The organism is Georgenia sp. X1117, from assembly GCF_057784635.1.
The window spans coordinates 640,054-666,210 of record NZ_CM173492.1 but is presented as its reverse complement, the minus strand read 5'-3'; the positions used below and the strand labels follow the sequence as shown (position 1 = coordinate 666,210).

Here is a 26,157-nt window from a genome sequence, read left to right as displayed (position 1 = left end):
CAAGGGTGCGGTGGGGGCTCGTCCAGGGACCGGGCCTGTCTCAGCCTCCGAAGGGCCAGAGTCCCTTGACGTCGTCGAAGATGTCGTCGGTCACGTCGTCGATGACGTCGTCGACAGCGGAGCGGTAGTGCTCGGGGACAAACTTCTCGTAGAGGGGTCCCGCGGCCCACCCGACGAACGGGATCGACTCCACCAGGACGGTCGAGTCGTCGTCACGGGTATAGAGGTCGTACGTAGTAAGGCCCCAGCCGACGAACGGCACCGACTTGGCTGCTCTGCGGGTCCACTTGCCCCACCCCGCATTGTCGTCACCGTACTGCCATGTCCTGCTGCGCGGTCTGCGGTTGCCCTTCGCGGGCATCTCGTCGGACCGCTCGTACCAGCTTTCGGCCCGTCGGTCCCACCGCTCGGCCGCCTCGTGCAGCCCGGCCTCACCGATGTCCATCCCGGTCGTCATCGTCACACCGGTGAGCATGTCCAGGCCCGCCTGGGCCCGCACCGCCTCGAGCGCCGGGCCGAGGTCGGAGTCGATCCAGTCCAGCAGCTCTTGCTGCTCACGAGTGACATCTGTCGACGCATCGTCGTAGGCCGTGATCTTCGCTGCCTGGACGCGGTGCTCCTCCATCTCTCGCAGGTAGTCGCCGAACGTGCGACTCCGGTCGAACGGGTTCCAGGCGGCGACGCCCGGCGCCGGGTCCGGCTCGAGGATGAGGAAGCCGTTGACCTCGAGGCCGTCCTCGACCGCCCCCTCACGGATGGTCGTCATCTCGATCTGGAGCGACCGCAGCTTGGAGCTGAAGGTGCGGACCTTCCCCTCGGCGTCATCCGTTCGATGGTTCGCCTCCGAGAGCGCGTCGCTCAGGTCGTTGCCCCACGCGTTGTAGGCATCTCCGGCTTCGCCGAAGAATCCCTGGCTCCCCTGCTGGACGGCGAGCGCGGCACCGTTCGATCCGTCCACCAGGGCCTCGTGCGCCTTCTTGAGCCAGTCGGCGACCTCGAGCACGGCGTCCGGGTCACCGGGCACCTCGGTATCGATCGGCATCGCGTCACACCGTCCCGAAGAGTGCCGCAGCGCCGTCGTCGTCCTCCTGGAAGTTGTCCCAGGTGTGCCGGAGCACCTCGGCCACCTCGGCGTGGTGGGTGATCGAGCCGCCGATCCACTCCGCGATGCGCGCCACGATGCCGGAGACCTCGACGTCGCCCCAACCGAAGTCACCCTCGGTCGGTTCGGCGAGCTGGGCGCCGGCGTCCGCGGCCTCGGTGTGGTAGCGCTTCATCGTGTCCATGGTGGTCTGGTCGACCTGAAGAATGTCGCTCATCTGTTGGTACTCCATCCGGGCATCGCCTGCAGGGTGGTGGAAGGTGCCGCGTGCGTCTGCGGCTGCTCGGACGTGGCTCTCGTCCGTGCCTGGCCGGAGGTCCGAAGCCGGTCGGTGGCGGCCAGCTCCTCGGCGCTTGGCGCCGGTTGGCTGGCGTCGTGATCGATGACCACGACGTGAGCGAGGCCCTCGCTGATCGCCTTCTCGATACCGGCGAGACTCATGAGAGCCCAGCCGTGCTCGACGCCCCAGGCGGACTGGAGCCGGTCGAGCGCGGTGTAGACGGGAAGGCCCGTGCGACCGTCCACCCGCTCGAGCAGGTCGTGGTGCGGAGCCCCGCCCTGGTTCCGGGGGCTCACCGGCACGTAGACGATCGGGGGGAGGACGATCGAGCTCGTCGCGGGAATCTTCGTGCGCTGCCTCATGGGTACTGGAGCAAGGGGGTGATGACCGACGTTATGTCGGCCGCCGGGCATACGCCAGCGCGCGTGTGGGGTAGTCCGGCCCTGCGACGGCGGAGGTCGTCCGGCCCGGACCGAGGCGGCAGGCGCGTCCGTCGGCCCAGGGACGATGGTCCCTGGTGCTCGGAACGGCGGACGGGCATCGTGTTGTCATGAAGATCCTCGTCGTGACCTCCTCCAAGCACGGTGCCACCGACGGCGTGGGCGACGCGATGGTCGAGGTGTTCCGCCGCTCGGGTCATCTCGCGCGCCGGGTCGCGCCCGGCGAGGTCACCACCCTCGACGGCGTCGACGCGGTCGTCGTCGGCTCGGCGGTCTACATGACCCAGTGGATGGAGGCGATGCGGACCTTCGTCTCCGACCGGGCCGAGGAGCTGCGCGCCCTGCCGGTGTGGGTCTTCTCCGTCGGGCTGGCCGGGGTACCGCACGGCGAGGTCCAGGACCCGATGCGGGCGGCCCGCTACGTGACGGCGCTGGACCCCATCGACTACCGCACCTTCCGCGGGCGGCTGGACCCCAACCTGCTGGGGCTGCGCGAGCGCAGCGTCATCCGGCTCGCCGGCGGGATGGAGGGGGACTTCCGCGACTGGGACCGCATCGAGACCTTCGCCGAGGAGATCGTGGCCCAGCTCGCCGAGCACGTCGGCTCCGAGGCATGAGCCCGCGGGTCCCTGCCTGACGGCGCAGTCTCAGAGGTCGACGGCGGCGGCGCCCGGCTCCGGGCCCGTAAGGAGCCGGCCCGCGGCCTCCGGGTCCTCGGCCAGGGCACGCAGCACCGACAGCAGGACGCCGGGGTCGCCCGGGTAGGCGGCCAGGGAGAAGACCTCGGAGAGCTGGGGGTCCTCCACCACCGTGGTGGCGCGGCCGCGCCCGGTGCTGCCCCGGCGCTGACGTCCGATGGGTGCGGTGCACGTGATGCGGACCCGGGCACCGGCCCCCCGGACGGGTTCGATCAAGCGCACCCTCGACCACATCACCGTCCGGGTGGTCATCAGCGCATCGACGACGAGGGTCTCGGCGCCGATGCTCATCTCCGCCCCACGGATGCGGCCGCGCCCCAGCTCGTAGGCCATCGGCGGGCCCGCGAGGGTGGCGAGGAACATCGGCATGGTCAGCCAGACCGGCGGCAGGTCGGCACCGGTTCCCTGGAGGAACGTGTCGACGGCGACGAACGGGCCGGCCAGACCGGCGGCCAGCAGCGCGTAGAAGGTCAGCCGGAGCGAGGAGGGGTCCGCGCGCAGGACGAGCCCGCCGTCGTCGGACCGCCCGGCGACGAGGGTGCCCGGACGACGCCTCGACCGCGGCGCGAGCAGGGCGCCCAGGCCGAGGAGGGGTCCGAGCGGCAGGAGGATCCGGCCGACCAGGGCGAGCGGACCACCGCCGGCGGGCGTCGTCAGCGCGCCGTAGCCCAGGAGGAGGGTGAGCAGCAGGAGGACGGCCTCGGGCCAGAACCTTGTCAGGCCGCGGTCCCACTCGGGCGGTCGAGCGGCGGGTTCGACGTCTCGCCGGTAGGTCCGCTGCTCGCTCACCGCCTCAGGGTAGTTGGCGCGGGGGAGTGCGCGGCCGGCTTCCTCGGCGGTCAGACCTCGATGAGGACCTTGCCGGTCGTGGTGCCTGACTCGATGGCCCGGTGGGCGTCGGCGGCGTCGGCCAGCGGGAAGCGTGCGCCGATCCGGACGTCGAGGGTGCCCTGCGCGGCAGCATCCGCGACGCCGAGCCAGCGCCACTCGAGCTCCTCGCGCTCGGCCGTGTAGTGGGCGAGCGTGGGGCGGGTGACGAACAGCGAGCCGCCGGCGTTGAGCCGCTGGAGGTCCAGGGGCGGGACCGGCCCGGAGGCCGCGCCGAACAGAACGAGCGTGCCTCGCGGGCGCAGGGAGGCCAGCGAGGCGTCGAAGGTGTCCCTACCGACGCCGTCGAGCACGACGTCGACGCCCGCGCCGTCGGTGAGCCCACGCACGACGTCGGGGAGCTCGCCGGTGAGGTCGCCCAGCTCGCGGTAGCGCACGACCTCGGCCGCACCGGCCGCGCGGGCGAGCTCCTCCTTCGCCGGCGAACCCACCAGGGCGATGACCCGCGCACCGCGCGCCGCGGCGAGCTGGGTGGCCAGCAGACCGACGCCGCCGGCGGCCGCGGTGAGCAGGACGGTGGTGCCCTCGCCGACGTTCGAGGCGCCGTCGAGCAGGTAGTGGGCGGTCATGCCCTGCAGGGGCAGGGCCGCGGCGACGTCGAGACCGAGGCCCTCGGGCACGGGCAGCGCGGCGGCCGCCGGCAGGGAGATCCGCTCGGCGTAGGAGCGCGGGCCGCCGGCCCACGCCACGCGGTCGCCGACCGACCAGCCCGACACCTCGGACCCGACGGCGGCCACGGTGCCCGAGCCCTCCGAGCCGGGCACGTGCGGCAGCTCGACGCGGTAGAGCCCGCTGCGCTGGTAGGTGTCGATGAAGTTCAGACCCGCGTGTGCGACGTCGACGAGCAGGTCTCCCGGCCCGGGCTCCGGGTCGGGGAGCTCACTCAGCTGCAGGACGTCGGGGGAGCCGGTCTCGGTCTGGACGATGGCGCGCATGAGGTCATCGTGCCCCATGCACCATCGGCCGTGAGCGCGGGCGGGCCTCGTACGCACGACCGCGCAGGTGCACCCCGACCGGCTTCCGTCCCCGGGCACCGCCGTGACGGCGTCTCGCCCCCCGGGGGTTCTTCTTGTACGCCGGCCCGCACTACCGGTTTGCGCATATCTATGCGGATGTACGTAAGATGATGCGGTGTCTTTCTCGATCGCCGTCGCCGGCGCCTCCGGATATGCGGGCGGCGAGGTCCTGCGCCTCGCCCTCGCGCACCCCGACCTGAGCGTCGGTGCGCTCACCGCCCACTCCTCCGCGGGCGACCCGCTGCTCCGCCACCAGCCGCACCTGCTGCCGCTCGCCGACCGCACCCTCGAGGCCACCGACGCGGCCCGCCTGGCTGAGCACGACGTCGTCGTCCTCGCCCTGCCGCACGGCGCGTCCGGTGCGATCACCGCGGAGCTCGAGGGGCTGGGCTACGAGGGAGTCGTCGTCGACGTCGGGGCCGACCACCGCCTCACCGACCCCGTGGCCTGGGAGTCCTTCTACGGCAGCCCGCACGCCGGCGCCTGGCCCTACGGGATGCCCGAGCTGCTGCACGCCGGCGAGACCGCCCCGGCCGCGCAGCGTGCCGCGCTGACCACCTCGCGCCGCATCGCCGTGCCCGGCTGCAACGTCACCGCCGTCACCCTGGCGATCCAGCCCGGGGTGGCCGCCGACGTCGTCGACGCGAGCGACGTCGTCGCCGTCCTCGCGGTCGGCTACTCCGGCGCGGGCAAGGCCCTCAAGCCGCACCTCACCGCCGCCGAGGGGGCCGGAAACCTCCAGCCCTACGGGATGGCCGGCACGCACCGCCACGTCCCCGAGATCGAGCAGAACCTGGCCGTCGCCGGTGCGGCGACGCCGAAGATCTCCTTCACCCCCGTCCTCGCGCCGATCTCGCGCGGGATCCTCGCCACCGTCAGCGCCCCGCTGGCCGAGGGCGCAAGCACCGAGGACGTCCTGGCCGCCTGGCACGCCGCCTACGACGGCGAGTCGGCCGTGCGCCTGCTGCCCGAGAACATGTGGCCCACCACCGGGGCGGTCGCCGGGGCCAACCTGGCCACCGTCCAGGTCGCCGTCGACCACCGGGCCGGCCGCGTGGTCGCCGTGTGCGCGATCGACAACCTCGTCAAGGGCACCGCCGGCGCCGCCCTGCAGTCCCTCAACCTCGCCCTCGGCCTGCCGGAGCACGCGGGCCTGCCCACGACGGGAGTCGCACCGTGAGCATCACCGCACCCGCCGGCTTCCGGGCCGCCGGCGTCACCGCCGGGCTCAAGGCCTCGGGCCTGCCCGACCTCGCCCTCGTCGTCAACGACGGTCCCGAGCGCGTGGCCGCCGCCGTGTTCACCACCAACCGCATCGAGGCCGCCCCGGTGACCTGGTCGCGCCAGGTCGTCGCCGACGGGCGGGCCGACGTCGTCGTCCTCAACTCGGGCGGCGCCAACGCCTGCACCGGCCCCGAGGGCTTCGCCGACACCCACCGCACCGCCGAGCACGTGGCCGGGCTGCTCGGCGTCTCGGCCGGCGACGTCGTCGTCTGCTCCACCGGTCTCATCGGCGAGCGGCTCGACATGCCCGCCCTGCTGTCCGGCGCCGACACGGCCGCCGGGGCACTGAACCCCGACGGCGGGGATGACGCCGCCCACGCGATCATGACCACCGACACGGTGGCCAAGCAGGCCCACGTCCCGGGCGACGGCTGGTCGGTCGGCGGCATGGCCAAGGGCGCCGGCATGCTCGCCCCGGGCCTGGCCACGATGCTCGTCGTGCTCACCACGGATGCCGTCGTCGACGCCGCCACCGCGGACCGGGTGCTGCGCGCGGCCACCCGCACCACCTTCGACCGGGTCGACTCCGACGGCTGCATGTCGACCAACGACACCGTCGTCCTGCTCGCCTCCGGCGCGTCGGGCGTCACGCCGAGCGAGGACGCGCTCGCCGAGGCCGTCACCGCCGCGAGCGCGGACCTCGCCCGCAAGCTCGTCGCCGACGCCGAAGGGGCGTCCCACGACATCGCGGTCACCGTGGCGAACGCGTCCGACGAGAGCGCCGCCCTCGCCGTCGGCCGTGCGATCACGCGGTCCAACCTCTTCAAGGCCGCCGTCTTCGGCAACGACCCCAACTGGGGACGCGTCATCGCCGCGGCCGGCACGGTGCCCGAGGACGTCGCCCCGTTCGACCCCACGACGATCGACGTGGCGATCAACGGCGTGCAGGTGTGTCGCGACGCCGGCGTGGGGGAGCCGCGCGAGCTCGTCGACCTCGCCGCCGAGCGGGAGGTCGCCGTCCTCGTCGACCTCAAGGCCGGCGAGGCCACCGCCACGGTGTGGACCAACGACCTCACCCACGACTACGTCCACGAGAACAGCGCGTACTCCACATGAGCAAGCACCCCGAGACCTCTGAGCCCCCCGCCGGAGCCCCGGTGCCCGAGGACTTCGTCTTCGACACCGCGCGCGACCTCTTCCCGCACCAGAAGGCCGAGGTCCTCATCCAGGCGTTGCCCTGGCTCCAGCGCTTCGCCGGCGCCACCGTGGTGATCAAGTACGGCGGCAACGCCATGGTCGACGAGGACCTCAAGCGCGCCTTCGCCTCCGACGTCCTCTTCCTCCACCAGGTCGGCCTGCGGCCGGTCGTCGTGCACGGCGGCGGCCCGCAGATCTCCTCCATGCTGGGCCGCCTCGGCATCGACACCGAGTTCCGCGGCGGCCTGCGCTACACGTCCGGCGAGGCCATGGACGTGGTGCGGATGGTGCTCACCGGCCAGGTCCAGCGCGAGCTCGTCACCCTGCTCAACCGCGACGTCGCCCACGCCGTGGGCCTGTCCGGCGAGGACGGGCGGCTCCTGCTCGCCCGCCGGCGCAGCGCCACCGTCGACGGCACGGCGGTCGACGTCGGGCACGTCGGAGACGTCGTCACCGTCCACCCCGAGGCGGTCACCCAGCTGCTCGACGCCGGGCGCATCCCGGTGGTCTCGACCGTCGCGGTCGACGTCGAGGACCCCGGCCAGGTGCTCAACGTCAACGCCGACACCGCGGCAGCGGCGATCGCCTCGGCGCTCGGCGCCCGCAAGCTCGTCGTCCTCACCGACGTCGAGGGCCTCTACGCGGCCTGGCCCGACCGCTCCAGCCTGCTCTCCCAGGTCACCGCGACCCGGCTGGCCGAGTTGCTGCCGAGCCTGGAGTCGGGGATGGTGCCCAAGATGGAGGCCTGCCTGCGGGCGGTGCGCGCCGGCGTCGCCCAGGCCCACGTGATCGACGGGCGCAAGCCCCACTCGATGCTGCTGGAGATCTTCACCGACGCCGGCGTGGGCACCCTCGTGCTGCCCGACGAGGACGCACCCACCACCGAGACCACGAGGAGCCAGGCATGAGCGTCGAGAACCAGACCGGGCCCACGTGGCAGGACCGCTACACCGGCTCCGTGATGAACACCTTCGGGCTGCCCCGCCTGGCGCTCGTGTCCGGATCCGGCACCCACGTCACCGACAACGACGGCCGCGAGTACCTCGACCTGCTCGCGGGCATCGCCGTGCTCTCCCTGGGACACGGCCACCCCGCGCTCGTCGGCGCGGTCGCCGACCAGGTCGCCACGCTCGGGCACGTCTCCAACTTCTTCACCTCCGGGCCGCAGGTGCGCCTGGCCGAGCGGCTCCTGGAGATCGTCACCCCGGGGGGAGCCCCGCAGGGCTCGCGCGTGTTCCTGCCGAACTCCGGGACCGAGGCCAACGAGGCCGCGCTGAAGATCGTGCGCCGCCACGCCGGCGACCGGCCCGGCCGGGTCCTGGCGCTGACCGGCTCCTTCCACGGTCGCACCCTCGGCGCCCTCGCCCTCACGCACAAGGCCGCCTACCGCGAGCCGTTCGCGCCGCTCGGGCCCGACGTCACCTTCGTCGACCCCGGCGACCTCGAGGCACTGCGCCGCGAGCTGGCCGCCGGCGACGTCGCGGGGCTGTTCCTCGAGCCGATCCAGGGGGAGGCGGGCGTGCTCCCGCTGCCCGAGGGGTACCTCGCCGCTGCCGGCCGGGCCGCCCAGGAGGCCGGCGCGCTCGTGGTCCTCGACGAGATCCAGACCGGCATCGGCCGCACCGGCGCCTGGCTGGGCCACCACCGGCCCGAGCTCGGCGACGGGTTCGTGCCCGACGTCGTCACCCTGGCCAAGGGCCTGGGCGGCGGGATGCCGATCGGTGCCACGATCGCCCTCGGCGAGCATGCCGCGACCCTGCTCGGCCCCGGCGCCCACGGCACCACCTTCGGCGGCAACCCGGTCAGTGCCGCCGCAGCGCTCGCGGTCCTCGACGTCGTCGGTGCGCCGGGCTTCCTCGACCGGGTCGAGCAGGTCGGCGGCGCGCTGCGCGCGGGCATCGAGGGTATCGGCTCCCCGCTCGTGGCCGGCACCCGCGGTGCCGGCCTGCACATCGGCGTCGCCCTGACGGGTGAGCACGCGGCCGCGGTCGCGGCCGCCGCGCAGGACGCCGGGCTCATCGTCAACCCCGTCGCCCCGGACACGCTGCGGCTCGCCCCGCCGCTGGTCCTCACCGACGACGACGTGGCCGAGGCGGTCGAGAAGCTCACCGCGGCGCTCGGCCGGGTCGAGGCCGACCGTGCCGGGGCGGTGGGCCGAGGATGAGCGCCCCCTCGAGCCGGGCCGCGCGCCACGCCCTCGTCGAGGAGCTGATCGCCAGCGGGGACGTGCACTCGCAGTCCGAGCTCCGGGGCCGGCTCGCCGACCTCGGCGTCGACGTCACGCAGACCACCGTCTCCCGCGACCTCGACGAGCTGCGCGCGGTCAAGGTCCGCGGCGCCGACGGCGCGCAGGTCTACGCCCTGCCCGCGCTGGTGGCACCCGCACCGATCACCCACGCCGCCCAGGTCCACGCGCGCCTCGAGCGCTGGTGCGCCGAGGTCCTCGTCGGCGCCGAGCACGCCCAGAACCTCGTCGTCCTGCGCACCCCGCCCGGGGCCGCCCAGCTGCTCGCCTCGGCCGTGGACCAGTCCCGGCTGCCGGGCGTGCTGGGCTGCGTGGCCGGGGACGACACTGTCCTGGTCATCTCTCGCGACGAGCCGGCCGCCGCCGATCTCGAGGACCGGCTCCTCGACCTGGCCCGCCGCGCCGGGCCCGCCCGCACCACCACCGACCCCCAGAGCACGAGGCCGACCGCGGCCGGAAGGAAGGACGCATGAGCACCGACAACACCCAGGGGACCGCCGCCACCTCGGCCGCCGCGGGCGGCAAGGAGCGCGTGGTGCTCGCCTACTCCGGCGGCCTCGACACCTCCGTCGCGATCGGCTGGATCGGCGAGCAGACCGGCGCCGAGGTCATCGCCGTCGCCGTCGACGTCGGTCAGGGCGGGGAGGATCTCGAGGTCATCCGCCAGCGCGCGCTGGACTGCGGCGCGGTCGACGCCTACGTCGCCGACGCCAAGGACGAGTTCGCCGCCGAGTACTGCATGCCGGCCCTCAAGGCCCAGGGCCTGTACCAGGACGCCTACCCGCTGGTCTCGGCGATCTCCCGTCCCGTCATCGTCAAGCACCTCGTGCGCGCCGCCAAGCGCTTCGGCGCCACCACGGTCGCCCACGGCTGCACGGGCAAGGGCAACGACCAGGTCCGCTTCGAGGTCGGCATCACCTCGCTCGCGCCGGAGCTGAAGTGCATCGCGCCGGTGCGTGACCTCGCGCTGACCCGCGACGTGGCCATCGAGTACGCCGAGAAGCACGACCTGCCGATCGAGACGACGAAGAACAACCCGTTCTCGATCGACCAGAACGTGTGGGGCCGCGCCATCGAGACCGGCTTCCTCGAGGACATCTGGAACGCCCCGACCAAGGACATCTTCAGCTACACCGACGACCCGACCTACCCGCCGCTGCCCGACGAGGTCGTCATCCGTTTCGAGCAGGGGATCCCGGTGGAGATCGACGGCGTGGCCGTCACCCCGCTGCAGGCCATCCAGGAGATGAACCGCCGCGCCGGTGCCCAGGGCATCGGTCGCATCGACGTCGTCGAGGACCGGCTCGTGGGCATCAAGTCCCGCGAGGTCTACGAGGCCCCCGGTGCGATGGCCCTGCTCGCCGCGCACAAGGAGCTCGAGAACGTGACGATCGAGCGCGAGCTGGCCCGCTACAAGCGCCGCGTGTCCGAGCGCTGGGCGGAGCTCGTCTACGACGGGCAGTGGTTCTCTCCGCTGAAGAAGGCGCTCGACGTGTTCGTCGAGGAGACCCAGCGCTACGTCTCCGGCGAGATCCGCATGACCCTGCACGGCGGGCGTGCCACCGTGACCGGTCGCCGCTCGGAGTCCTCCCTGTACGACTTCAACCTGGCCACCTACGACGCCGGCGACACCTTCGACCAGTCGAGCTCGGTCGGGTTCATCGACATCTACGGCCTGACCTCGAAGCTCTCCGCCGCGCGCGACGAGCGGTTCGGCAACGGGGTGGACTTCTTCACCGACTGACCGCGCCGTGCCAGGGGCGGGCGCCGACCGGAGGACGGGTCGGTGCCCGCCCTCGCGCGCGCACGCGGGGACGGGCGCCGCGCCCGAGGGTGAGGCCCCGCCGCGCCCGCGCGGCTCGCGCGCCTACCTACCGTCGCGGGTCCGCTCGTCGTCGTCCGGCTTGCCGAGGTAGCCGACCGAGATCCAGGCGATCGCCACGACGGCGGCGCCGATCGCCGCGTACGTGCCGCGCGAGTCGTCGAAGAGGACGAAGCCGGCGCCGAAGAGGATGGTGACGACCAGGGCGATGAAGGACAGCGTCTTGCGGCTCATGCCCCCATCATGGCGAGATTGTCCTGCCGATGCGCTGACACCTGTCACCAATCGCTGAGTCAGCCGCCCGAGCCGCTGGGGCCGCAGATCTCCTCGATGGCGGCGGTGTTCTCGGCGACGGACTCCAGCTCCATGTCGCCCTCGCCGCTCATCGCGCGCCCGAAGTCTGCCTCGGCGGTGAACAGCGGAGCCAGCTCCTCGCCGGAGGAGGCGGCGAGATCGTCCATGCGGGTCGCGTAGTCCGTGAACAGCGACCGGAACTCCTCCGAGGAGGGGCCCGCGCTCTGGACCTCCTGGGCGCGTCCCTCCATCTCGTTCCAGGTCGAGTGGTACTCGGCGCATGCCTCGTCGTCAGTCAGACTCTCGTCCTCGACGCCGCCGCAGGCGGCCAGTATGGGCAGGAGCAGGGCGGTGGCGCCGATCGCGAGCGTGCGACGTCGAGTGGTCGGTCGAGAAGACATGCGTGCCTCCGGTGGTCGGTGGGGCCGTTCGGCGGTCCGTCAGGCGCCGGCCAGGGTGGCCACGAGGACGGCCTTGATGGTGTGCAGGCGGTTCTCGGCCTGGTCGAACACGACCGAGGCGGGGGAGCGGAAGACCTCGTCGGTCACCTCGAGGGAGTCCATGCCGCTCATGGTGTGGACGTCGCGGCCGACGGCGGTGCCGAGGTCGTGGAAGGCCGGGAGGCAGTGCATGAAGACGGCGCGGTCGTTGCCCGTGGCGGCCATGACCTGCGAGGTCACCCGGTAGTCCCGCAGGATCTCGATGCGCTCCTGCCAGACCTCCTTCTTCTCGCCCATGGAGACCCACACGTCGGTCGAGACGGCGTCCGCGCCCCGCACGCCCTCCGCCACGTCGGAGGTGAGCGTGATCCGTGCCCCCGTGGTGGCGGCGATCGCGCGTGCCGCGTCGACGACGTCGGCCGGCGGCAGGTAGCCCTCGGGGGCGACGATCCGCACGTCCATGCCCAGCATCGCCGAGGAGACGAGGAGCGAACGGCCGGTGTTGAACCGGGCGTCGCCGAGGTAGGCATGGGTGACCTGGTCCAGCGGCTTGGCGACGTGCTCGCGGATCGTCAGGGCGTCGGCGAGCATCTGGGTGGGGTGCCAGTCGTCGGTCAGCCCGTTGTAGACCGGCACGCCGGCGTGCTCGGCGAGGGACTCCACGGTGGCCTGGTGGTCGCCGCGGTACTCGATGGCGTCGTACATCCGCCCGAGCACCGCGGCGGTGTCCGGGATCGACTCCTTGTGTCCGATCTGCGAGCCCGAGGGGTCGAGGTAGGTGGTCGACGCGCCCTGGTGCGCCGCCGCGACCTCGAAGGCGGCCCTGGTGCGGGTCGAGGTCTTCTCGAAGATGAGCGCGACCGCCTTGCCCGTGAGCCGACGCTCCTCGCCGCCCTCGAGCCGCTCGGCCTTGAGGCGGGCGGCCAGGTCGACGAGGTGCAGCCACTCCGCGGGGGAGAAGTCGAGCTCCTTGAGCAGGTGGCGGCCGGTGAGGTCGATGGACGAGGCGGTCATGGGCCCAGGTTACGGGCGCAGGGGCGCCCCTCCGGACCGCCGCCCGGGAGGTCGCGGACCGTCGACGCCGAGGAGGGTGACCGGGCCAGGGAGCGGGCGTGTGCGCGCACATGAGACGTGACGTCCTTACGGCCTGATATCGGCTGCGTCTCAGTGAGATGTAGACCTCATTTCACTTGAGTCACACGAGTTCACTCGAATTGCCTCTAGTCTCACGAGTAACACGGCAGGTCATGCCGCGGACAGCGACCACGAATCGATTGCAGCGACGCGGGTGGGGCGGGGCTGCGCGTCTGAGCGCGAAAGAGGAGAAAGCCTGTGCTTCTGAAGAGATGGCTACCGGCCGGTGCGGGGGTGGGTCTGGCGGTCGCGTGCGTGGCCAGCTCGGCCGCCTACGGCGCCGAGGGCGAGGTCGGGGCGACGTCCCGTGCCGACGAGGTCACCCGGATCGCGCTGCACGGACTGTCCGCCTCGCCAACCTCCGCCTTCACGTTCGGATCCGTGACGTCGACGGCGTTCACGTTCGGCCCGACCGCGACGAGCCCGTTCGGCCCCGACCGCACGATGGCGTCGTGGCCGTCCAACGAGCCGGCCGCGCCCCTGTCCGGCGCCGAGGAGGCGAGCGTGACGGCGCTGCGCCCGGATGCCGAGCGTGACGCCCTGTTCGTCGGTGACTGGGACGGTGACGGTGCCACGTCGGTGGCGGTGCGCCGCGGCAATGCGATGTACGTGCGCAACGCCCGCGACCATGGCGCGGCCGACTACGTCTTCCACTTCGGCCAGGCGGGCGACACGATCGTCGTCTCGAGCGGCGCCGACGGACGCAGCGTCTTCACGATCGACCGTGGCTTCCTCGACGAGCTGGAGCCCGAGCCGGCACCGGAGCCCGAGCCGGCACCGGAGCCCGAGCCGACGCCGGCACCTGAGCCGACGCCGGCACCTGAGCCGGAACCCGAGCCCGTCCCGGAGCCGGAGCCGACGCCCGAGCCGGAACCGGCGCCTGAGCCGGAGCCCACGCCTGGGCCCGAACCGGCGCCTGAACCGGAGCCGGAGCCGGAGCCGGAACCCGAGCCTGAGCCCACACCCGAACCCGTCCCGGCATCGGAGCCGGCGCCCGCCGCGGAGCCGGAGCCCACTCCCGAGCCGGCGCCGGAGCCCGAGCCGACTCCGGAGCCCACGCCTGAGCCTGAGCCGGCCCCTGAGCCTGAACCGGCCCCTGAGCCTGAACCGGCCCCTGAGCCTGAACCGGCGCCGGAGCCCGAGCCGGCTCCGGCCCCGGCACCCGCACCGGCGCCTTCCCCCGCGCCGGCGCCCGCCCCCGCCCCCGCACCGGCGCCAGCTCCCGCACCTGCCCCGGCACCGGCTCCCGCGCCGGCGCCCGAGTGGCGCGGCGACGCCGTCGTCTCGGTGGCGCGCCAGTACGTCGGTTCGCCGTACGTCTGGGGCGGGACGACGCCGTCGGGCTGGGACTGCATCGGCTATGCCGGGTACGTCTACTCGCAGTTCGGCGTCACCCTGCCGCGCACCACGGCCTGGGGCGCGTTCGCGCACTTCGAGCAGGTGCCGGCGAGCCAGGCGCGTCCGGGCGACCTCATCTGGTGGCCCGGCCACGTCGCCATCTACACCGGCAACGGCCAGAACATCGGCGCCTGGAACCCGGGCATGGGCACCCGCGAGGGCCCCAACCGGTGGGTCGCGGGCAACCCCGTCTACCTTAGGGTCCTGTAACCAGGAACCCGTGACGGGGCGAGGGCCGTGAGCCAGCCCTCCGCCACCACCGACCACGTGCGGCCCGACGCGATCTCGCGTCGGGCCGCACGGTCGTTCTGCAGCGGCAGGCGCCGGCGTCGTCGAACGCAGCGCGGGCGCGGGAACGCGGTGCGCAGTCCAGGCCGAGCGTGAGAAGGAGCGCCTCGTCGACGGCGCGAAGCTCGGCCGGGTCGAGCCTCCCGACGAGGTCGCCGGTTACGCGTCCCGCATGCTCGTGTCCGGAACCGAGCACGTCCCCAGTGCCTCGTGGTGGCGCCGGTACTCGCGTGGCCCCAGCCCGGACTCGGCGAGCCGGCGTGCGGGCCGCGCGTACATGTCGGGAAGGTCGCCCGAGCGCAGCTGCTGCACGGTGTGACGGCGCAGGCCCGAACGGCGATGGCCATTCCGAGCGGCTCGTACTGCAGCAGGTAGTTGAGTCCCGCATAGTGGTGTATGAACCGCCCTGGGTTTCTTGGAGGCTCGTGACCTTGGAAACGAGGATGGAGCCATGCCGAAGGAGCAGACGCCCGGGAAGCCGCAGACGCGGCGGTACTCGGATGAGGAGAAGGCCGCCGCGGTGCGGATGGTGCGCACGTTGCGCGCCGAGCTGGGGACCGAGCACGGCACGATCCAGCGGGTCGCGGCCCAGCTGGGCTACGGGGCCGAGTCGGTGCGTCAGTGGGTCAAGCAGGCCGAGATCGATGACGGCCACGCGCCCGGGACGAGCACGAGCGAGGCCCGGCGGATCAGGGAGCTCGAGCAGGAGATTCGTGAGCTGCGGCGGGCGAACGAGATCTTGAAGCGGGACGCGAGTTTCTTCGGGGCGGAGCTCGACCGCCAGCACAGGAAGTAGTCGCGTTGATCGACGCCAACCGCGGCGAGGTCGTCGACGGCGTGCGGCTCACGGTCGAGTCCATCTGCACCGTACTGCGTGCGGCAGGGGTGCCGGTGGCTGTGAGCACGTACTACGCGGCCAAGAAACGCCCGCCCTCGGCGCGCGCGGTCCGGGACGCCGAGCTGGGCCCGGCGCTGCGGACCTTGTGGGAGGACAACTACCGGGTCTACGGGGCCCGCAAGCTGTGGAAGGCAGCCCGCCGCGCCGGGCACGACGTCGGCCGGGACCAGGTCGCCCGGCTGATGCGCGCCGAGGGCATCGCCGGCGCGGTGCGGACCAAGCGGGTCCGCACGACCCGGCCGGACCCGACCAGCGTCCGCCACCCCGACCTCGTCAAGCGGGACTTCAACGCCACGGGCCCGAACCAGCTGTGGGTCACGGACCTGACCTACGTGCCGACGTTCGCCGGCATCGCGTACGTGTGCTTCATCATCGACGCGTTCTCCCGGATGATCGTCGGCTGGCGGGTCGCGGGCCACATGCGCACCGAGATGGTCCTCGACGCGATCGAGATGGCCCGCTGGTCGCGCGGAACCCAGCTCGAGGGACTGCGGTGCCACTCGGATGCGGGCAGTCAGTTCACGAGTCTGCGCTATGGCGAGCGGCTCGCCGAGATCGGCGCCGTGCCGTCGATCGGGACCGTCGGCGACTCGTTCGACAACGCGCTGGCCGAGACCGTCAACGGCTACTACAAGGCCGAACTCATCCGCGGTCCCGCCCGCCAGAAGCCGTGGCGCACGATCGAAGACGTCGAGCTCGCGACGCTCGGCTGGGTCCACTGGCACAACAACCAGCGGCTGCACGGCTATCTAAGAGATCTCCCACCGGTCGAGTTCGAGGGAACGTTCTACGCTACGCAGCAGGGCCGCGAAGCCCTGGTCGGAATCAAATGACCAGAGCCTCCAGCGAACCCAGGGCGGTTCACTGGCCGCCGTCGACCTGGGCCTGCAGCACCCAGCGACGCACCGACTCCTAGCCCACGCCCTCACGGCGAGCGACGACCTCAGCAGCCGCGGTCAGCGACGGGCACTCCGGCAAGTGCTCCAACACCTGGCACACGCACCGCTCCTTGACCTTCGGATCGATCTTCTTCGGCATGCTTTGCATCCTTCCAACCCAAAAGGATGCGGCGCACAACCTGGGACGCTTCACATAAGTGAAGAGGGGCCACGGACAACTACCGGGCGCTGTCGCTGCACCCCGTAGCGTTGGTCAACGTTGAGGTCCTCGGGACGAACGGTTGCTTGGTCGCTACCGATCATCGGGAACCTCGACTTCTACCCACCCTCATCTACCGCCGCGAGTCACGCTCCCCACCGGATGTCCGAAGAGCCGCTATGAAACAGGCAAAGCGCCGCAGTGTTTGCAAAGTCCGCAATGTACCCGGACGGGTACTTACTGGTGACGACCAGGTTCCCTAGTGTCGGGTCTCACGCCGTAAAGCGAGCTGTAGCAATGACGCTTAGACCACTACGCGACGGAGATACACGTATGGCTCATTCACCGCCCGACTCTTCGACAGAAGCACACACGGAGCGTGACGAACACGATGTTGAGGAGCTTGAGGCGGCGGTACCGCTGGGCGACCTGATCGTCCGCGGAGTGTTCGTGCTGCTCGGGGTCCTGGTCGCGCGCCGGGGCTTCGAGCTCGGCCTGTCGACCGAGAACGGATCGCTCGGCGCTGGAATGTTGCCCGCTGTCGTCGGCTCGACCATGGTGGTGCTTGCTGCTGCGCTCCTGCTCGGCGCGGTCGCCAAGCGGATGCGAGCTACGACGACAGAATCGAGTGACTCCGCCGTTGATCAGCCGATGGCTCCTCGGGACGACGGTCGGCGGGAGATCGCAGAGACGCTTCCGATGACGGACGAGGCCCCGGAAACGGATGCGGTGTGGAAGCGCTGGATCAATGTGGCAGGACTGGTCGCACTGGCCGCAGCGATTCCGCTGATCGGGTTGGCTCCGGCCGTAGGCGCCTACGTGCTGTTCGTATCGCTCCTCATCGAACGGTGGAAGATCGTCTACAGCGCGTTGTTCGCGGTGATCGTCGGTGGCGCCGTGTGGTTCCTGTTCCAGGAGCTGCTGGCGGTACCGGTCCCCACCGGGACCTTGTGGTGATCGGCGATGACTGAGATTCTTCTTGGCTTCGAGACTGCATTCACAGCGACGAACCTTCTCTACTGCCTCATCGGCGTTACGCTCGGCACCGTCATTGGTATGCTCCCCGGCCTCGGCTCCGCTTCGGGAGTCGGTCTGCTCCTTCCGCTGACCTTCGGCCTCGAGCCGGTGACAGCGATCATCATGCTGGCCGGGATCTATTACGGCGCCCAGTACGGCGGGACGATCTCATCGGTCCTGATCGGAGCACCGGGCGAGGCCGCCACGGCCGTCACGGTTCTCGAGGGACACCAGATGGCCCGACGCGGACGAGCCGGCCAGGCCCTGGCGATCGCGGCCATCGCCTCGTTCGTCGCCGGCGTGCTGAGCCTTGTCGTGGTCATGTTCGTCTCACCGTTGCTCGCCAACGTCGCACTGCAGTTCGGCCCCCCCGAGATGGTGGCAGTCATCCTGCTGGCGTTGGTCGCCACCGTCGGGTTCACCGCTGGAGGGCGAACCAAGGGTCTGCTCTGCCTCGGTCTGGGTCTGGTCGTCGCGACCGTGGGCATCGACCCCGTGCTGGGGACAGAACGATTCACGTTCGGCCGCATCGAGCTGCTTGGCGGCCTGGGGTTCATCGAGGTCGTGATCGGGGTGTTCGCGATCGCGGAGATTCTCCGTAACGTGTCCGCCCGCCACTCCCCGCAGGTCGCTCGCCCGAGCTGGGGCGAGATGATGCTGTCCAAGAACGACCTCAAGGTCAGCACGGCCCCCATCGTGCGAGGATCCGGCATCGGCACCGTCATGGGAGTTGTACCCGGCGCCGGCTCGACCCTCGCGTCGTTCGCGAGCTACGGCGTCGAGCGAACCGTCGCGAAGGGAAAGGGGTTCGGCAGGGGGGCCATCCAGGGTGTGGCTGGTCCGGAAGCGGCGAACAACGCCGGCGCCAACGGATCGTTCATCCCCACGCTCTCGCTCGGGATCCCCGGCTCGGCGACGACGGCAGTCCTGCTCGGCGCGCTCACGCTGCACGGAATTCAGCCCGGGCCACTTCTCATCGAGCAGCAGCCGGTTCTCGTGTGGGGCGTGCTCGCCTCGTTCCTCATCGGCAACGCGATCCTGCTGATCCTGAACCTGCCGCTCGCGCCGCTTTTCGCCTCGGTTCTCACGGTCCCGTACAAGCGCCTGTATCCCGTGATCCTGGCGGTGTGCGTGATCGGTGCGTATGCGGTCGAGAGCTCCATGACCGGCGTGTGGGTGGCAGTGGTGTTCGGCGTCGTCGGCTACTTCCTTCAGAAGTACGACTACCCGTTACTCCCGCTGATCCTCGGTCTGATCCTTGGACCGATGCTCGAGCAGGGACTCGCACAGTCGGTGCAGATGGGTGGCGGCTCCTACGCCATCTTCGCGGGCCGTCCGCTCGCGCTCGTGTTCCTCGCTCTCACTGCGCTCGCCCTGGTCCTGCCGCCCGTGGTTCGTGGGGTCCGGTCCCGGCGCACCAGGTCCACAGACAAGCTCGTGAGCAGGTAGGACCCGGGTGCTGAGGACCGCCGCGATCAGGTTGAACGACCGCGGAACACACATCTCCGACGACGAAGACATTCACACGATTGGTGAGGGAGACTGCAATGACGCGGAACGTGCGTGGTATCAGGATGTCGGCCTCGATCGGCGCCCTTGCGCTGGTACTGGCAGCCTGCTCCGACGGAGACGACGAGGTCGGTGAGACCTCGGACGGGGAGTGGTCACCCGAGCAGGACGTGAGCTTCATCGTGCCGGCCAATGCCGGCGGCGGTCAGGACATCTTCGCTCGATCGATGGCCGACTCGTTCTCGCAGACCGATGATGACGTCACGGTCGTGGTGGAGAACAGGCCCGGAGGATCGAGCGCGACGGGTTCGTCCTACGTGCAGCAGCAGGAGGCCAACCCTCACTTCCTCCTGACCGCCACCATCTCGACGTTGTCACTGCCCATCACCACCGACGTGAGCTACACCTGGGAGAGCTTCACACCGATCGCCATGGTCGGGACGGATGTCTCGATCGCGGTGGTGCGCGCAGACTCCGGGTGGGACTCCCTCGAGGGGGTGGTCGCGGACTCGAGCGAGGTCCGCGCGGGTGTCGCAGGGCAGGACGGGCCGGACTCCGTGACGTTGGACGTACTCATCGGTGAGACGAGCGCCGAGTTCGACCGCGTCGTCTTCCAGTCGGGAGCAGAGATCGTCACTGCGATCCTGGCTGGAAACATCGAGATGGCGGTCGTCAACCCCAACGAGGTTGCCGGCCAGCTGGAGAGCGGGGACCTCATTGCCGTGGCAGTGTTCGCCGACGAGCGGTATCCGGAGGACAGCGCGCTGGGTGACATCCCCACGGCGGCGGAGCAGGGGTACGACGTCTCGGTGAGCCAGCTGCGCGGCGTCCTCGCCCCGGCCGGTATCACCGAGGAGCAGCGCGCCTACTGGGAGGACATGGTCGAGGCGTACACGGAGTCCGAGGCCTACGACACCTACATCGAGTCCTCGCTGCTCCAGCCGGAGTTCCTCACCGGCGAGGAGTTCGAGACCTACCTCGGCGAGCAGGTCGAGCTCCTCGAGGGCGTCCTCGCCGATTGAGGCATCTACCGAGCTTGGCACTACACACCTAGGGAGAATTCATGGCCGAGATCGTTGCCGCCCGAAGTTGGATCCTGCGCATCCCCCTCCCCGGCGACCACGTCGTCGGGGACGAGAACAACTGCAACGTCGCGGGCGTCACCCTCGAGACCGCCGACGGCCACATCGGGCGCGGATTCGGGTTTACCGTCGAGTGGGACGGCAGCGCGCCCATCCGCAGCGTCATCGACACCGTGCTCATCCCCGCCGTGATCGGCCGGAGCAGCCACGACGTCGCCGACATCTGGAACACAAGCATGCTCAGGATCGACCGGGTCCGACGCGGTCTCGCCTCGATCGCGGTCGGCGCCGTGGACATGGCCCTCTGGGACCTGGCCGCCGTCGAGCGCGGCATCTCCCTGGCCGACCACGTCGGCAAGGTCCGTACCTCGGTCCCTGCCTACTCGAGCGGGCAGTTCGCGCCGACACTCCCGATGGAGAAGGTCGTCGAGAACGTCCACAAGCAGAGGGACATGGGGCTGACGGCAGTCAAGCTCCGCGTGGGCATGGACCCGGAGAAGGACATCGACCGCGTCTCGGCGCTGCGGTCAGAGTTCGGCGACGCGTTGCGCATCATGTGCGACGCCAACCAGCGCCTCGCCCTTCCCGAGGCGATCTGGTTGGGCCGGCGGCTCGCCGACCTCGGCGTCTACTGGCTCGAGGAGCCCATGCCCGCCCGGGACGTCGACGGCCACGCCGCCCTCGCCAGCGCCGTCGACGTGCCCATCGCCGTCGGCGAGCACCTCCAGAGCGCCGGCGAGTTCAAGGAGTACGCCCGCCGCGGTGCAGCCCACCTGCTCCAACCCGACGTCGGACAGCTCGCCGGCCCGACGGAATTCCTCCAGATCGCCGACGTGGCCCGGTCCGAGGGCGTCGCGCTCGCACCGCACTTCCTGCCCGAGATTCACATCCACCTCATGGCGGCCTACCCGAACGCCGCTTACCTCGAGCAGTTCCCGTGGGTCGACAAGTGGCTCGTCAGCCCGCTGCAGTTCGAGAACGGCCACGCACTGGTGCCCGAGACACTCGGCCACGGCTTCGAGCTGGTGCCCGACGCAGTTGAGCAGTTCCTCGTCGCAGGGCAATGGGACTGATGACCACAGGCCTGGTCCTCGTCGGTCAGGGCCAGTTCCGACGCTCGCTCGTCGAGGACGCCCTGGAGAAGGCAGGCCTCGAGTGGGCGATGCTCGGAGAGCCCGGCCGGGCGGCCGACCGGCTCCTCGAGCGGGCGGTCGGGCTCATCGTCCCGCCGGAGCGCGTACTGACCGAGGACGAGGTGGGGCGCGCGCGCGACCTGCGCGCCGTGGTCAGCCCCGTCATCGGGACCGATCACCTGCCGCTCAAGACGCTGGCACACCGCGGCATCGCAGTGGCGCACGGGGCGGCGCCGGAGAACTATGTCGGGATGGCCGAGGCCGCCGTGGCGTTGACGCTGTCGATCGTCCACCGCATCAAGGTCAAGGAGGTGAACCTCCTCAACCGCGAAGAACGCCTGATCGACGTCGGCGGACTCCTGAGCACCCGGACCGTGGGGCTCGTGGGGCTCGGGCGGATCGGGCGGGCCGTCGCCGAGCGGCTCCCCTCGTTCGGCTGCCGGATCATGGGCTCGGACCCGCAGGTGAGCGAGCTGTCCGGCGTCGAGGTGGTGCCGCTCGAGGAGTTGCTGCGCGAGTCCGACGTCGTGTGCGTCCAGGTGCCGCTGACCGACGGCACCCGGGCACTGCTCGACTCGGCGGCGTTCGAGGCGATCAAGACGGGTGCGTTCTTCGTCAACGTCGGGCGCGGTGGCGTGGTGGACGAGATCGCACTCGCCGAGGCCCTCGATCGTGGACAGGTGGCCGGCGCTGCCGTCGACGTCTGGGCCGACGAGCCGCCCCCGCCCGACCACCCGCTGCTCGGCCGGCCCGACGTCATCGCGACCCTCCACAACGCCGGGCACAGCAACGAGGCCTACGACGGGCTCGCCCGGCTCGCGGCGGACCAGGTGATGCGGCTGCTCGGCGGACAGGACGCGCTCTACCCCGTCGAGTTGCCCTCGTAGGCCCGACGACTCAGATCATGACCCGACGAAAGGCTGTTGCCCGTGATGACGATCGGAGACCCGACGGAGACGCTCGCCGTCGTCGAGAAGAGCGGCCACGCTATCGCATTCCACGACGTGTCCGAGGGGTCGCTGCTGGGCCGCATCGAGCTCGACGCGTACCCGCACGAGATGGTGATTGATGCCGCCCGGAAGCGCGCGTACGTCGCGCACTACGGCGTCCGGATGTCGGGCGACGCCGGAGCGGGCGGGACGAGCGTGTTCGTCGTCGACCTGAGGGCGAGGACGCTTGAGCGAACCATCGAGCTGAGCCCGTTCAACCGCCTACACGGCATCGCGATCGACGACCACGACCGTCTCTACGTCCTCAGCGAGGACAAGGCGATCCTGCTGCGGATCGACGACCCGGCGACAGCCGGGGCGCCCTCCGGCGCCGTGGCGACGGGCGGGATCAAGACCCACATGGTGGTGGTCAACCGCGCGGGAACCCGGGCCTACGTCACGGGACTGCTCTCGGGCACCGTGAGCGCGGTCGACCCGCACGACGCCTCCACGCTGCCTGTTGTCACGGCGCCGGGCCCGCTCCCGGAGAGCTGCGCCCTGAGCGGGGACGAGAAGCAGCTCTATGTGGGGGTTCGGGGCGCCAAGGAGCTGGTGCGGCTCGACGCTGAGACCCTGCGGGAGGAGAAGCGGGCGGCCGTGAACGGAGACCCGCTGCGGGTCTACGTCCTGCCGGGCGAGGAGACGCTCCTGACGACCGATATCGAAAATCGCACCGTCACGCGCTACGACACGGACCTTCGAAAGGTCGATTCCGTGCAGTTCGACGCCATACCGGCGGGTATCTCGTTCCATCGCTCAGAGCCGATCGCCTTCGTGACGCTGCTCGACAGCAACCAGGTCGCGATCGTCGACCTCGAGACGCTCACAACCCTGCGCACCATCGCCACCGGCTCGGAGCCAGACGTCACCGTGCTGGTCTGACCACCACCGAACAACCCCCTCACAGCGCCAGCCCCACCCACAACCGTCGCGACGATGCGACGCACCAGGAGGTAGACCCATAAAGTTTTCGTCCACCGGCGGTGCTCGGAAACGACCGATAACCACCAAGGTGGCGGCCGCAGGCGCCACCGCACTTCTCCTCGCCGCCTGCACCGGCTCCGGATCGGGTGACGACGACTCGGACGACGGTCAGGCCGAACAGGTCACGCTGCGCTACGCCTTCTACGGCCCCCAGGCCTCGTTCCCGGCCGTACAGATGGAGGAGTGGTCATCCCTGATCGAGGAGCGCACGGACGGAGCGGTGACCGCCGAGACGTTCGCCGGTGGCACGCTCCTGGCCACGGGCGACATCTACGACGGCATCACCGAGGGCGTCGTCGATGTCGGGCTGGACAGTCCCCACAACGACGCCAGCCGGTTCCCATTCAGCTCCGTGATGAACCTGCCGCTGGGCATCCCCAACTCGCAGGTGGCAAGCGCCGTCTTCCTCGACCTGATCGAGGAGTTCGAGCCCACGGAGTTTGACGGGTTCCACGTGGTAACGGCGTTCACCACCGAGCCGGCCTACGTCCTCACCACCACGGAGGTGACCGGTTCAGAGGACCTCGCCGGGTTGGACCTACGGGCGCCTGGACCGTTCATCCGCATGGCCGAGGAGCTAGGGATCACACCCGTCAGCATGCCCGCGCCAGAGCTGGCCCAGGCCCTGCAGACAAACCTGCTCCAGGGATCGCTGTCCTCCCGCGACGTCCTCCAGGACCTCGGCCTGGGGGAGTTCCTCAACTACATGGTCGACTACCCGCTCGGCATCGGTGGAACATTCGTCGCCCTGATGGACCAGGAGCAGTATGAGGGGCTCCCCGAGGACATCCGGACCGAGATCGACACCCTCGTCGAGGAGATGTCGGTGTTCGCCAGCTCCTATCATGACGACGTCAACGTGGCCGAGTCCGTCGAGTGGACCCAGACCGAGCACAGTCTTGAGATCACAGAGCTCAGCGAGGCCGACCGCGCGGAGTGGGACCAGATCATGAGCGACCTCAGTGACGAATGGGTCGAGTCCAACAGCGGCGCCGACTTCGACGCCCAGGCCGTGCTGGACCGTACCCGGGAGCTGATCGAGGAGCACGGGGGAGACGACGCATAGCAGCGTCGTGCTCCGCCCTGCCCCGATCACCGTGACGGGCAGGGCGGATCATGACGGCCGGGGGTGTGTCCCCGGCGGACACGGCGGCGGGGTGGCGCTCGCTCTTCGTCGAAGCAGAGGAGCGGAACTCGAACTTACGGATCCCGCTCGATACTCTGGGCAGCGACGGAAAGCGCTGCGAGATCGAGGGCGAGTCTCTCACGTGGGTGCTCCGTCGACCGGCCGGCCCCATCGCGTTCGTCCTCCTTGTCAAGGCCGTCGACGACCTCCAGGACGAGAATTACAACCGCGAGCGTGTCTGCCGTTTGTAAGCCGGCCGAACCGCCACGACGACGCTCCCGTACCGTCCCCCTGGTGACGTCCCAGAACTCGCCCTCCACGACCCCGACCATCACCCCGGGCACGACCGCCGTCATCACCGGCGGCGCCCGTGGCATCGGCGCCACGTTCGTCGAGGCGTTCGCCGCCGCGGGCGCACGCGTCGTCATCGCCGGCCACCGCGACCCGGGGCCGGCCCTCGCCGAACGCCTCCGCGCGGACGGGCACGACGTGACCTTCCACCCCACCGACGTCGGCTCCCCGGACTCCGTCGCCGAGCTCGCGGCCCACTGCGAGCAGCACCTCGGCCACGTCGACGTCCTGCTCAACAACGCCAGCTACTACATGGGCATCGGGAGCAAGAAGTCGCTCGCGGACATCACGCTGGAGGAGTGGGACCAGGTCCTGCGCGTCAACACGACCGGCACGTGGCTGACCATCAAGGCGCTCCACCCGCTCCTGCGCGCGAGCGGCCGTGGCCGGATCATCAACATCGGCTCCACCACCGTGCACGGCGTCCCGTTCAACGCCCACTACGTGGCCTCCAAGGGCGCCGTCCACGCCATCACCCGCTCGCTCGCCAAGGAGCTCGGCGACGACGGCATCACCGTCAACGTCATCGTCCCCGGCCTGGTGGAGTCCGAGGCCACGCTCGCCGTCAACGACCCCGCCTACCTGCCCAGGGTCGTCGCCCAGCGCGCCATCAAGCGCCCCGAGGTCCCCGAGGATCTCGTCGGTGCGGTGCTGTTCCTCGCCTCGCCGTCGGCCTCGTTCATCACCGGGCAGAGCCTCATCGTCGACGGCGGCATCGCCTTCGGCTGACCCACGTCTCACGGTGTGAGCCGTGGCCGGCCGTGGAATATCCGGCGGGACCCTCCGCGCTACCGTCCCTGGGCAGTCCGCTCACCGGCGGACCCGCCCGCGCCCGGACCGGCGACCGTCAGTAGGGAGAGAAGTGACCTCGCCACGCCAGCTGGACCACATCGTGGTGACAACGCCCGACCTCGCCGCCACGGTCCGCGCCGTCGAGAGCGCCACGGGCGTCACCCCCGAGCCGGGCGGCGCCCACCCGGGCTTCGGCACCACGAACCACCTCGTCTCCTTCGGCGGGGACACCTACCTCGAGCTGCTCGGGATCGACCACACCAACACCGAGGTCACGTCCGGCCGCCCGTTCGACCTCGATCGCGTCACCGAGCAGTCCGTCTCCACCTGGGCGATCCACCCCGGCGACCTCGACGCCGCCCGCAGCCGCGCGACCGACGCGGGCACCGATCCGGGTGCGCCCGACGACGGTTCCCGCCGCACCGCAGCCGGTGAGCTCCTGCAGTGGCGGCTCACCACCCCGCTGGCCGAGCCCACCGGCGTCGTGCCCTTCCTCATCGACTGGGGGAGCACCCCCTCGCCCGCCACCACCACCAAGGCGAGCCTCGAGCTCGTCTCCTTCACCGCGAGCGACCCCCACCCGGAGCCCCTGCGCCGCGTCCTCGCGGCCCTCGGCACCGACCTCGACGTGAGCGAGGGCCCGCCCGGGCTCCGCGTCACCGTCCGGGGCCCGGCCGGCGAGCTCACCCTCTGACCAGCCACGCCCGCCCCA

28 protein-coding genes are annotated in these 26,157 nt (G+C 70.9%); 19 read left to right on the top strand and 9 right to left on the bottom strand.

From position 1 onward, the window contains the following. Positions 1-40: 40 nt before the first annotated feature. The 3 genes from AC3D3D_RS02985 to AC3D3D_RS02975 are packed head-to-tail and all read right to left on the bottom strand — an operon-like array spanning position 41 to position 1,744. The gene (locus tag AC3D3D_RS02985) at positions 41-1,042 is read right to left on the bottom strand and encodes a hypothetical protein (protein ID WP_463661013.1); all 1,002 of its coding nucleotides are present in this window, start codon (positions 1,040-1,042) and stop codon (positions 41-43) included. A gap of 4 nt (positions 1,043-1,046) precedes the next feature. After that, positions 1,047-1,319 (bottom strand): hypothetical protein, encoded by a 273-nt coding sequence (locus AC3D3D_RS02980; RefSeq protein WP_463661014.1) that lies wholly within the window; start codon positions 1,317-1,319, stop codon positions 1,047-1,049. Further along, positions 1,316-1,744, bottom strand: a complete 429-nt coding sequence (locus AC3D3D_RS02975) for a hypothetical protein (protein ID WP_463661015.1) — start codon at positions 1,742-1,744, stop codon at positions 1,316-1,318. Before AC3D3D_RS02975 ends, AC3D3D_RS02980 begins: the two co-directional genes overlap by 4 nt. Positions 1,745-1,932: 188 nt before the next feature. Between AC3D3D_RS02975 and AC3D3D_RS02970 the strand changes: the two genes are divergently transcribed. Continuing rightward, complete coding sequence (locus AC3D3D_RS02970) at positions 1,933-2,439, top strand: flavodoxin domain-containing protein (protein ID WP_463661016.1); 507 nt, start codon at positions 1,933-1,935, stop codon at positions 2,437-2,439. Between the two features lie 30 nt (positions 2,440-2,469). Here AC3D3D_RS02970 and AC3D3D_RS02965 read toward each other — a convergent pair whose 3' ends face one another. Together AC3D3D_RS02965 and AC3D3D_RS02960 are read right to left on the bottom strand one after the other, a co-directional pair. Next, entirely contained in the window at positions 2,470-3,309 is an 840-nt protein-coding gene (locus tag AC3D3D_RS02965) for a hypothetical protein (RefSeq protein WP_463661017.1), read from the bottom strand. Positions 3,310-3,359: 50 nt separating this feature from the next. Then, a complete protein-coding gene (locus AC3D3D_RS02960) occupies positions 3,360-4,343 on the bottom strand; it encodes a quinone oxidoreductase family protein (RefSeq protein WP_463661018.1) in 984 nt (327 codons plus the stop codon). A 196-nt stretch (positions 4,344-4,539) separates the two neighbouring features. On the opposite strand from AC3D3D_RS02960, the gene argC reads away from it, so the two are divergent. From argC to AC3D3D_RS02930, 6 genes are read left to right on the top strand one after another with little or no spacing between them, the layout of a single operon-like run. Beyond that, a complete protein-coding gene (argC, locus tag AC3D3D_RS02955) occupies positions 4,540-5,604 on the top strand; it encodes an N-acetyl-gamma-glutamyl-phosphate reductase (RefSeq protein WP_463661019.1) in 1,065 nt (354 codons plus the stop codon). Next, the gene (gene argJ, locus AC3D3D_RS02950) at positions 5,601-6,764 is read left to right on the top strand and encodes a bifunctional glutamate N-acetyltransferase/amino-acid acetyltransferase ArgJ (RefSeq protein WP_463661020.1); all 1,164 of its coding nucleotides are present in this window, start codon (positions 5,601-5,603) and stop codon (positions 6,762-6,764) included. Before argC ends, argJ begins: the two co-directional genes overlap by 4 nt. Beyond that, a complete protein-coding gene (gene argB / locus AC3D3D_RS02945) occupies positions 6,761-7,753 on the top strand; it encodes an acetylglutamate kinase (RefSeq protein WP_463661021.1) in 993 nt (330 codons plus the stop codon). Before argJ ends, argB begins: the two co-directional genes overlap by 4 nt. Further along, a complete protein-coding gene (locus AC3D3D_RS02940; RefSeq protein WP_463661022.1) occupies positions 7,750-9,009 on the top strand; it encodes an acetylornithine transaminase in 1,260 nt (419 codons plus the stop codon). The genes argB and AC3D3D_RS02940 overlap by 4 nt, the downstream gene beginning before the upstream one ends. After that, entirely contained in the window at positions 9,006-9,563 is a 558-nt protein-coding gene (argR, locus tag AC3D3D_RS02935) for an arginine repressor (protein WP_463661023.1), read from the top strand. The genes AC3D3D_RS02940 and argR overlap by 4 nt, the downstream gene beginning before the upstream one ends. After that, complete coding sequence (locus tag AC3D3D_RS02930) at positions 9,560-10,834, top strand: argininosuccinate synthase (RefSeq protein ID WP_463661024.1); 1,275 nt, start codon at positions 9,560-9,562, stop codon at positions 10,832-10,834. Before argR ends, AC3D3D_RS02930 begins: the two co-directional genes overlap by 4 nt. Before the next feature lie 123 nt (positions 10,835-10,957). On the opposite strand, the gene AC3D3D_RS02925 is transcribed toward AC3D3D_RS02930, so the two are convergent. From AC3D3D_RS02925 to argF, 3 genes are read right to left on the bottom strand one after another with little or no spacing between them, the layout of a single operon-like run. Continuing rightward, complete coding sequence (locus tag AC3D3D_RS02925; protein WP_463661025.1) at positions 10,958-11,146, bottom strand: hypothetical protein; 189 nt, start codon at positions 11,144-11,146, stop codon at positions 10,958-10,960. 59 nt (positions 11,147-11,205) lie between these two features. Beyond that, positions 11,206-11,607 (bottom strand): hypothetical protein, encoded by a 402-nt coding sequence (locus AC3D3D_RS02920; protein WP_463661026.1) that lies wholly within the window; start codon positions 11,605-11,607, stop codon positions 11,206-11,208. A 39-nt stretch (positions 11,608-11,646) separates the two neighbouring features. Beyond that, on the bottom strand, positions 11,647-12,660 hold the full coding sequence (argF, locus tag AC3D3D_RS02915) for an ornithine carbamoyltransferase (protein WP_463661027.1): 1,014 nt from the start codon (positions 12,658-12,660) through the stop codon (positions 11,647-11,649). Between the two features lie 318 nt (positions 12,661-12,978). Here argF and AC3D3D_RS02910 point away from each other — a divergent pair, with 318 nt between their 5' ends. Then, entirely contained in the window at positions 12,979-14,388 is a 1,410-nt protein-coding gene (locus tag AC3D3D_RS02910; protein WP_463661028.1) for a C40 family peptidase, read from the top strand. Between the two features lie 529 nt (positions 14,389-14,917). Further along, positions 14,918-16,197 (top strand): IS3 family transposase gene (locus AC3D3D_RS02905; protein WP_463661029.1). Its coding sequence is split into 2 segments (ribosomal slippage): positions 14,918-15,221 and positions 15,221-16,197, totalling 1,281 coding nucleotides; the frame shifts between segments, so codons are not numbered across the junction. A gap of 79 nt (positions 16,198-16,276) precedes the next feature. Here the strand turns inward: AC3D3D_RS02905 and AC3D3D_RS02900 are convergent. Continuing rightward, positions 16,277-16,402, bottom strand: coding sequence for a hypothetical protein (locus tag AC3D3D_RS02900; protein WP_463661030.1), 126 nt, complete (start codon positions 16,400-16,402; stop codon positions 16,277-16,279). 393 nt (positions 16,403-16,795) lie between these two features. On the opposite strand from AC3D3D_RS02900, the gene AC3D3D_RS02895 reads away from it, so the two are divergent. From AC3D3D_RS02895 to AC3D3D_RS02850, 10 genes are all read left to right on the top strand, one after another. Further along, positions 16,796-17,419 carry a tripartite tricarboxylate transporter TctB family protein gene (locus tag AC3D3D_RS02895; protein WP_463661031.1) on the top strand — a complete coding sequence of 208 codons (624 nt, stop codon included), beginning with the start codon at positions 16,796-16,798 and terminating at the stop codon, positions 17,417-17,419. Between the two features lie 6 nt (positions 17,420-17,425). After that, complete coding sequence (locus AC3D3D_RS02890) at positions 17,426-18,928, top strand: tripartite tricarboxylate transporter permease (RefSeq protein ID WP_463661032.1); 1,503 nt, start codon at positions 17,426-17,428, stop codon at positions 18,926-18,928. A 98-nt stretch (positions 18,929-19,026) separates the two neighbouring features. Next, on the top strand, positions 19,027-20,010 hold the full coding sequence (locus AC3D3D_RS02885; protein ID WP_463661033.1) for a Bug family tripartite tricarboxylate transporter substrate binding protein: 984 nt from the start codon (positions 19,027-19,029) through the stop codon (positions 20,008-20,010). A gap of 41 nt (positions 20,011-20,051) precedes the next feature. Then, positions 20,052-21,143 carry a mandelate racemase/muconate lactonizing enzyme family protein gene (locus AC3D3D_RS02880; protein ID WP_463661034.1) on the top strand — a complete coding sequence of 364 codons (1,092 nt, stop codon included), beginning with the start codon at positions 20,052-20,054 and terminating at the stop codon, positions 21,141-21,143. Continuing rightward, positions 21,143-22,090, top strand: a complete 948-nt coding sequence (locus tag AC3D3D_RS02875) for an NAD(P)-dependent oxidoreductase (RefSeq protein WP_463661035.1) — start codon at positions 21,143-21,145, stop codon at positions 22,088-22,090. Before AC3D3D_RS02880 ends, AC3D3D_RS02875 begins: the two co-directional genes overlap by 1 nt. A gap of 42 nt (positions 22,091-22,132) precedes the next feature. Next, entirely contained in the window at positions 22,133-23,074 is a 942-nt protein-coding gene (locus tag AC3D3D_RS02870) for a YncE family protein (RefSeq protein ID WP_463661036.1), read from the top strand. Positions 23,075-23,204: 130 nt separating this feature from the next. Beyond that, complete coding sequence (gene dctP, locus AC3D3D_RS02865; RefSeq protein WP_463661037.1) at positions 23,205-24,242, top strand: TRAP transporter substrate-binding protein DctP; 1,038 nt, start codon at positions 23,205-23,207, stop codon at positions 24,240-24,242. 65 nt (positions 24,243-24,307) lie between these two features. Further along, complete coding sequence (locus tag AC3D3D_RS02860; protein WP_463661038.1) at positions 24,308-24,553, top strand: hypothetical protein; 246 nt, start codon at positions 24,308-24,310, stop codon at positions 24,551-24,553. 43 nt (positions 24,554-24,596) lie between these two features. Beyond that, the gene (locus AC3D3D_RS02855; protein ID WP_463661039.1) at positions 24,597-25,382 is read left to right on the top strand and encodes an SDR family NAD(P)-dependent oxidoreductase; all 786 of its coding nucleotides are present in this window, start codon (positions 24,597-24,599) and stop codon (positions 25,380-25,382) included. A 133-nt stretch (positions 25,383-25,515) separates the two neighbouring features. Continuing rightward, on the top strand, positions 25,516-26,139 hold the full coding sequence (locus AC3D3D_RS02850; protein ID WP_463661040.1) for a VOC family protein: 624 nt from the start codon (positions 25,516-25,518) through the stop codon (positions 26,137-26,139). Positions 26,140-26,157 lie beyond the last annotated feature (18 nt).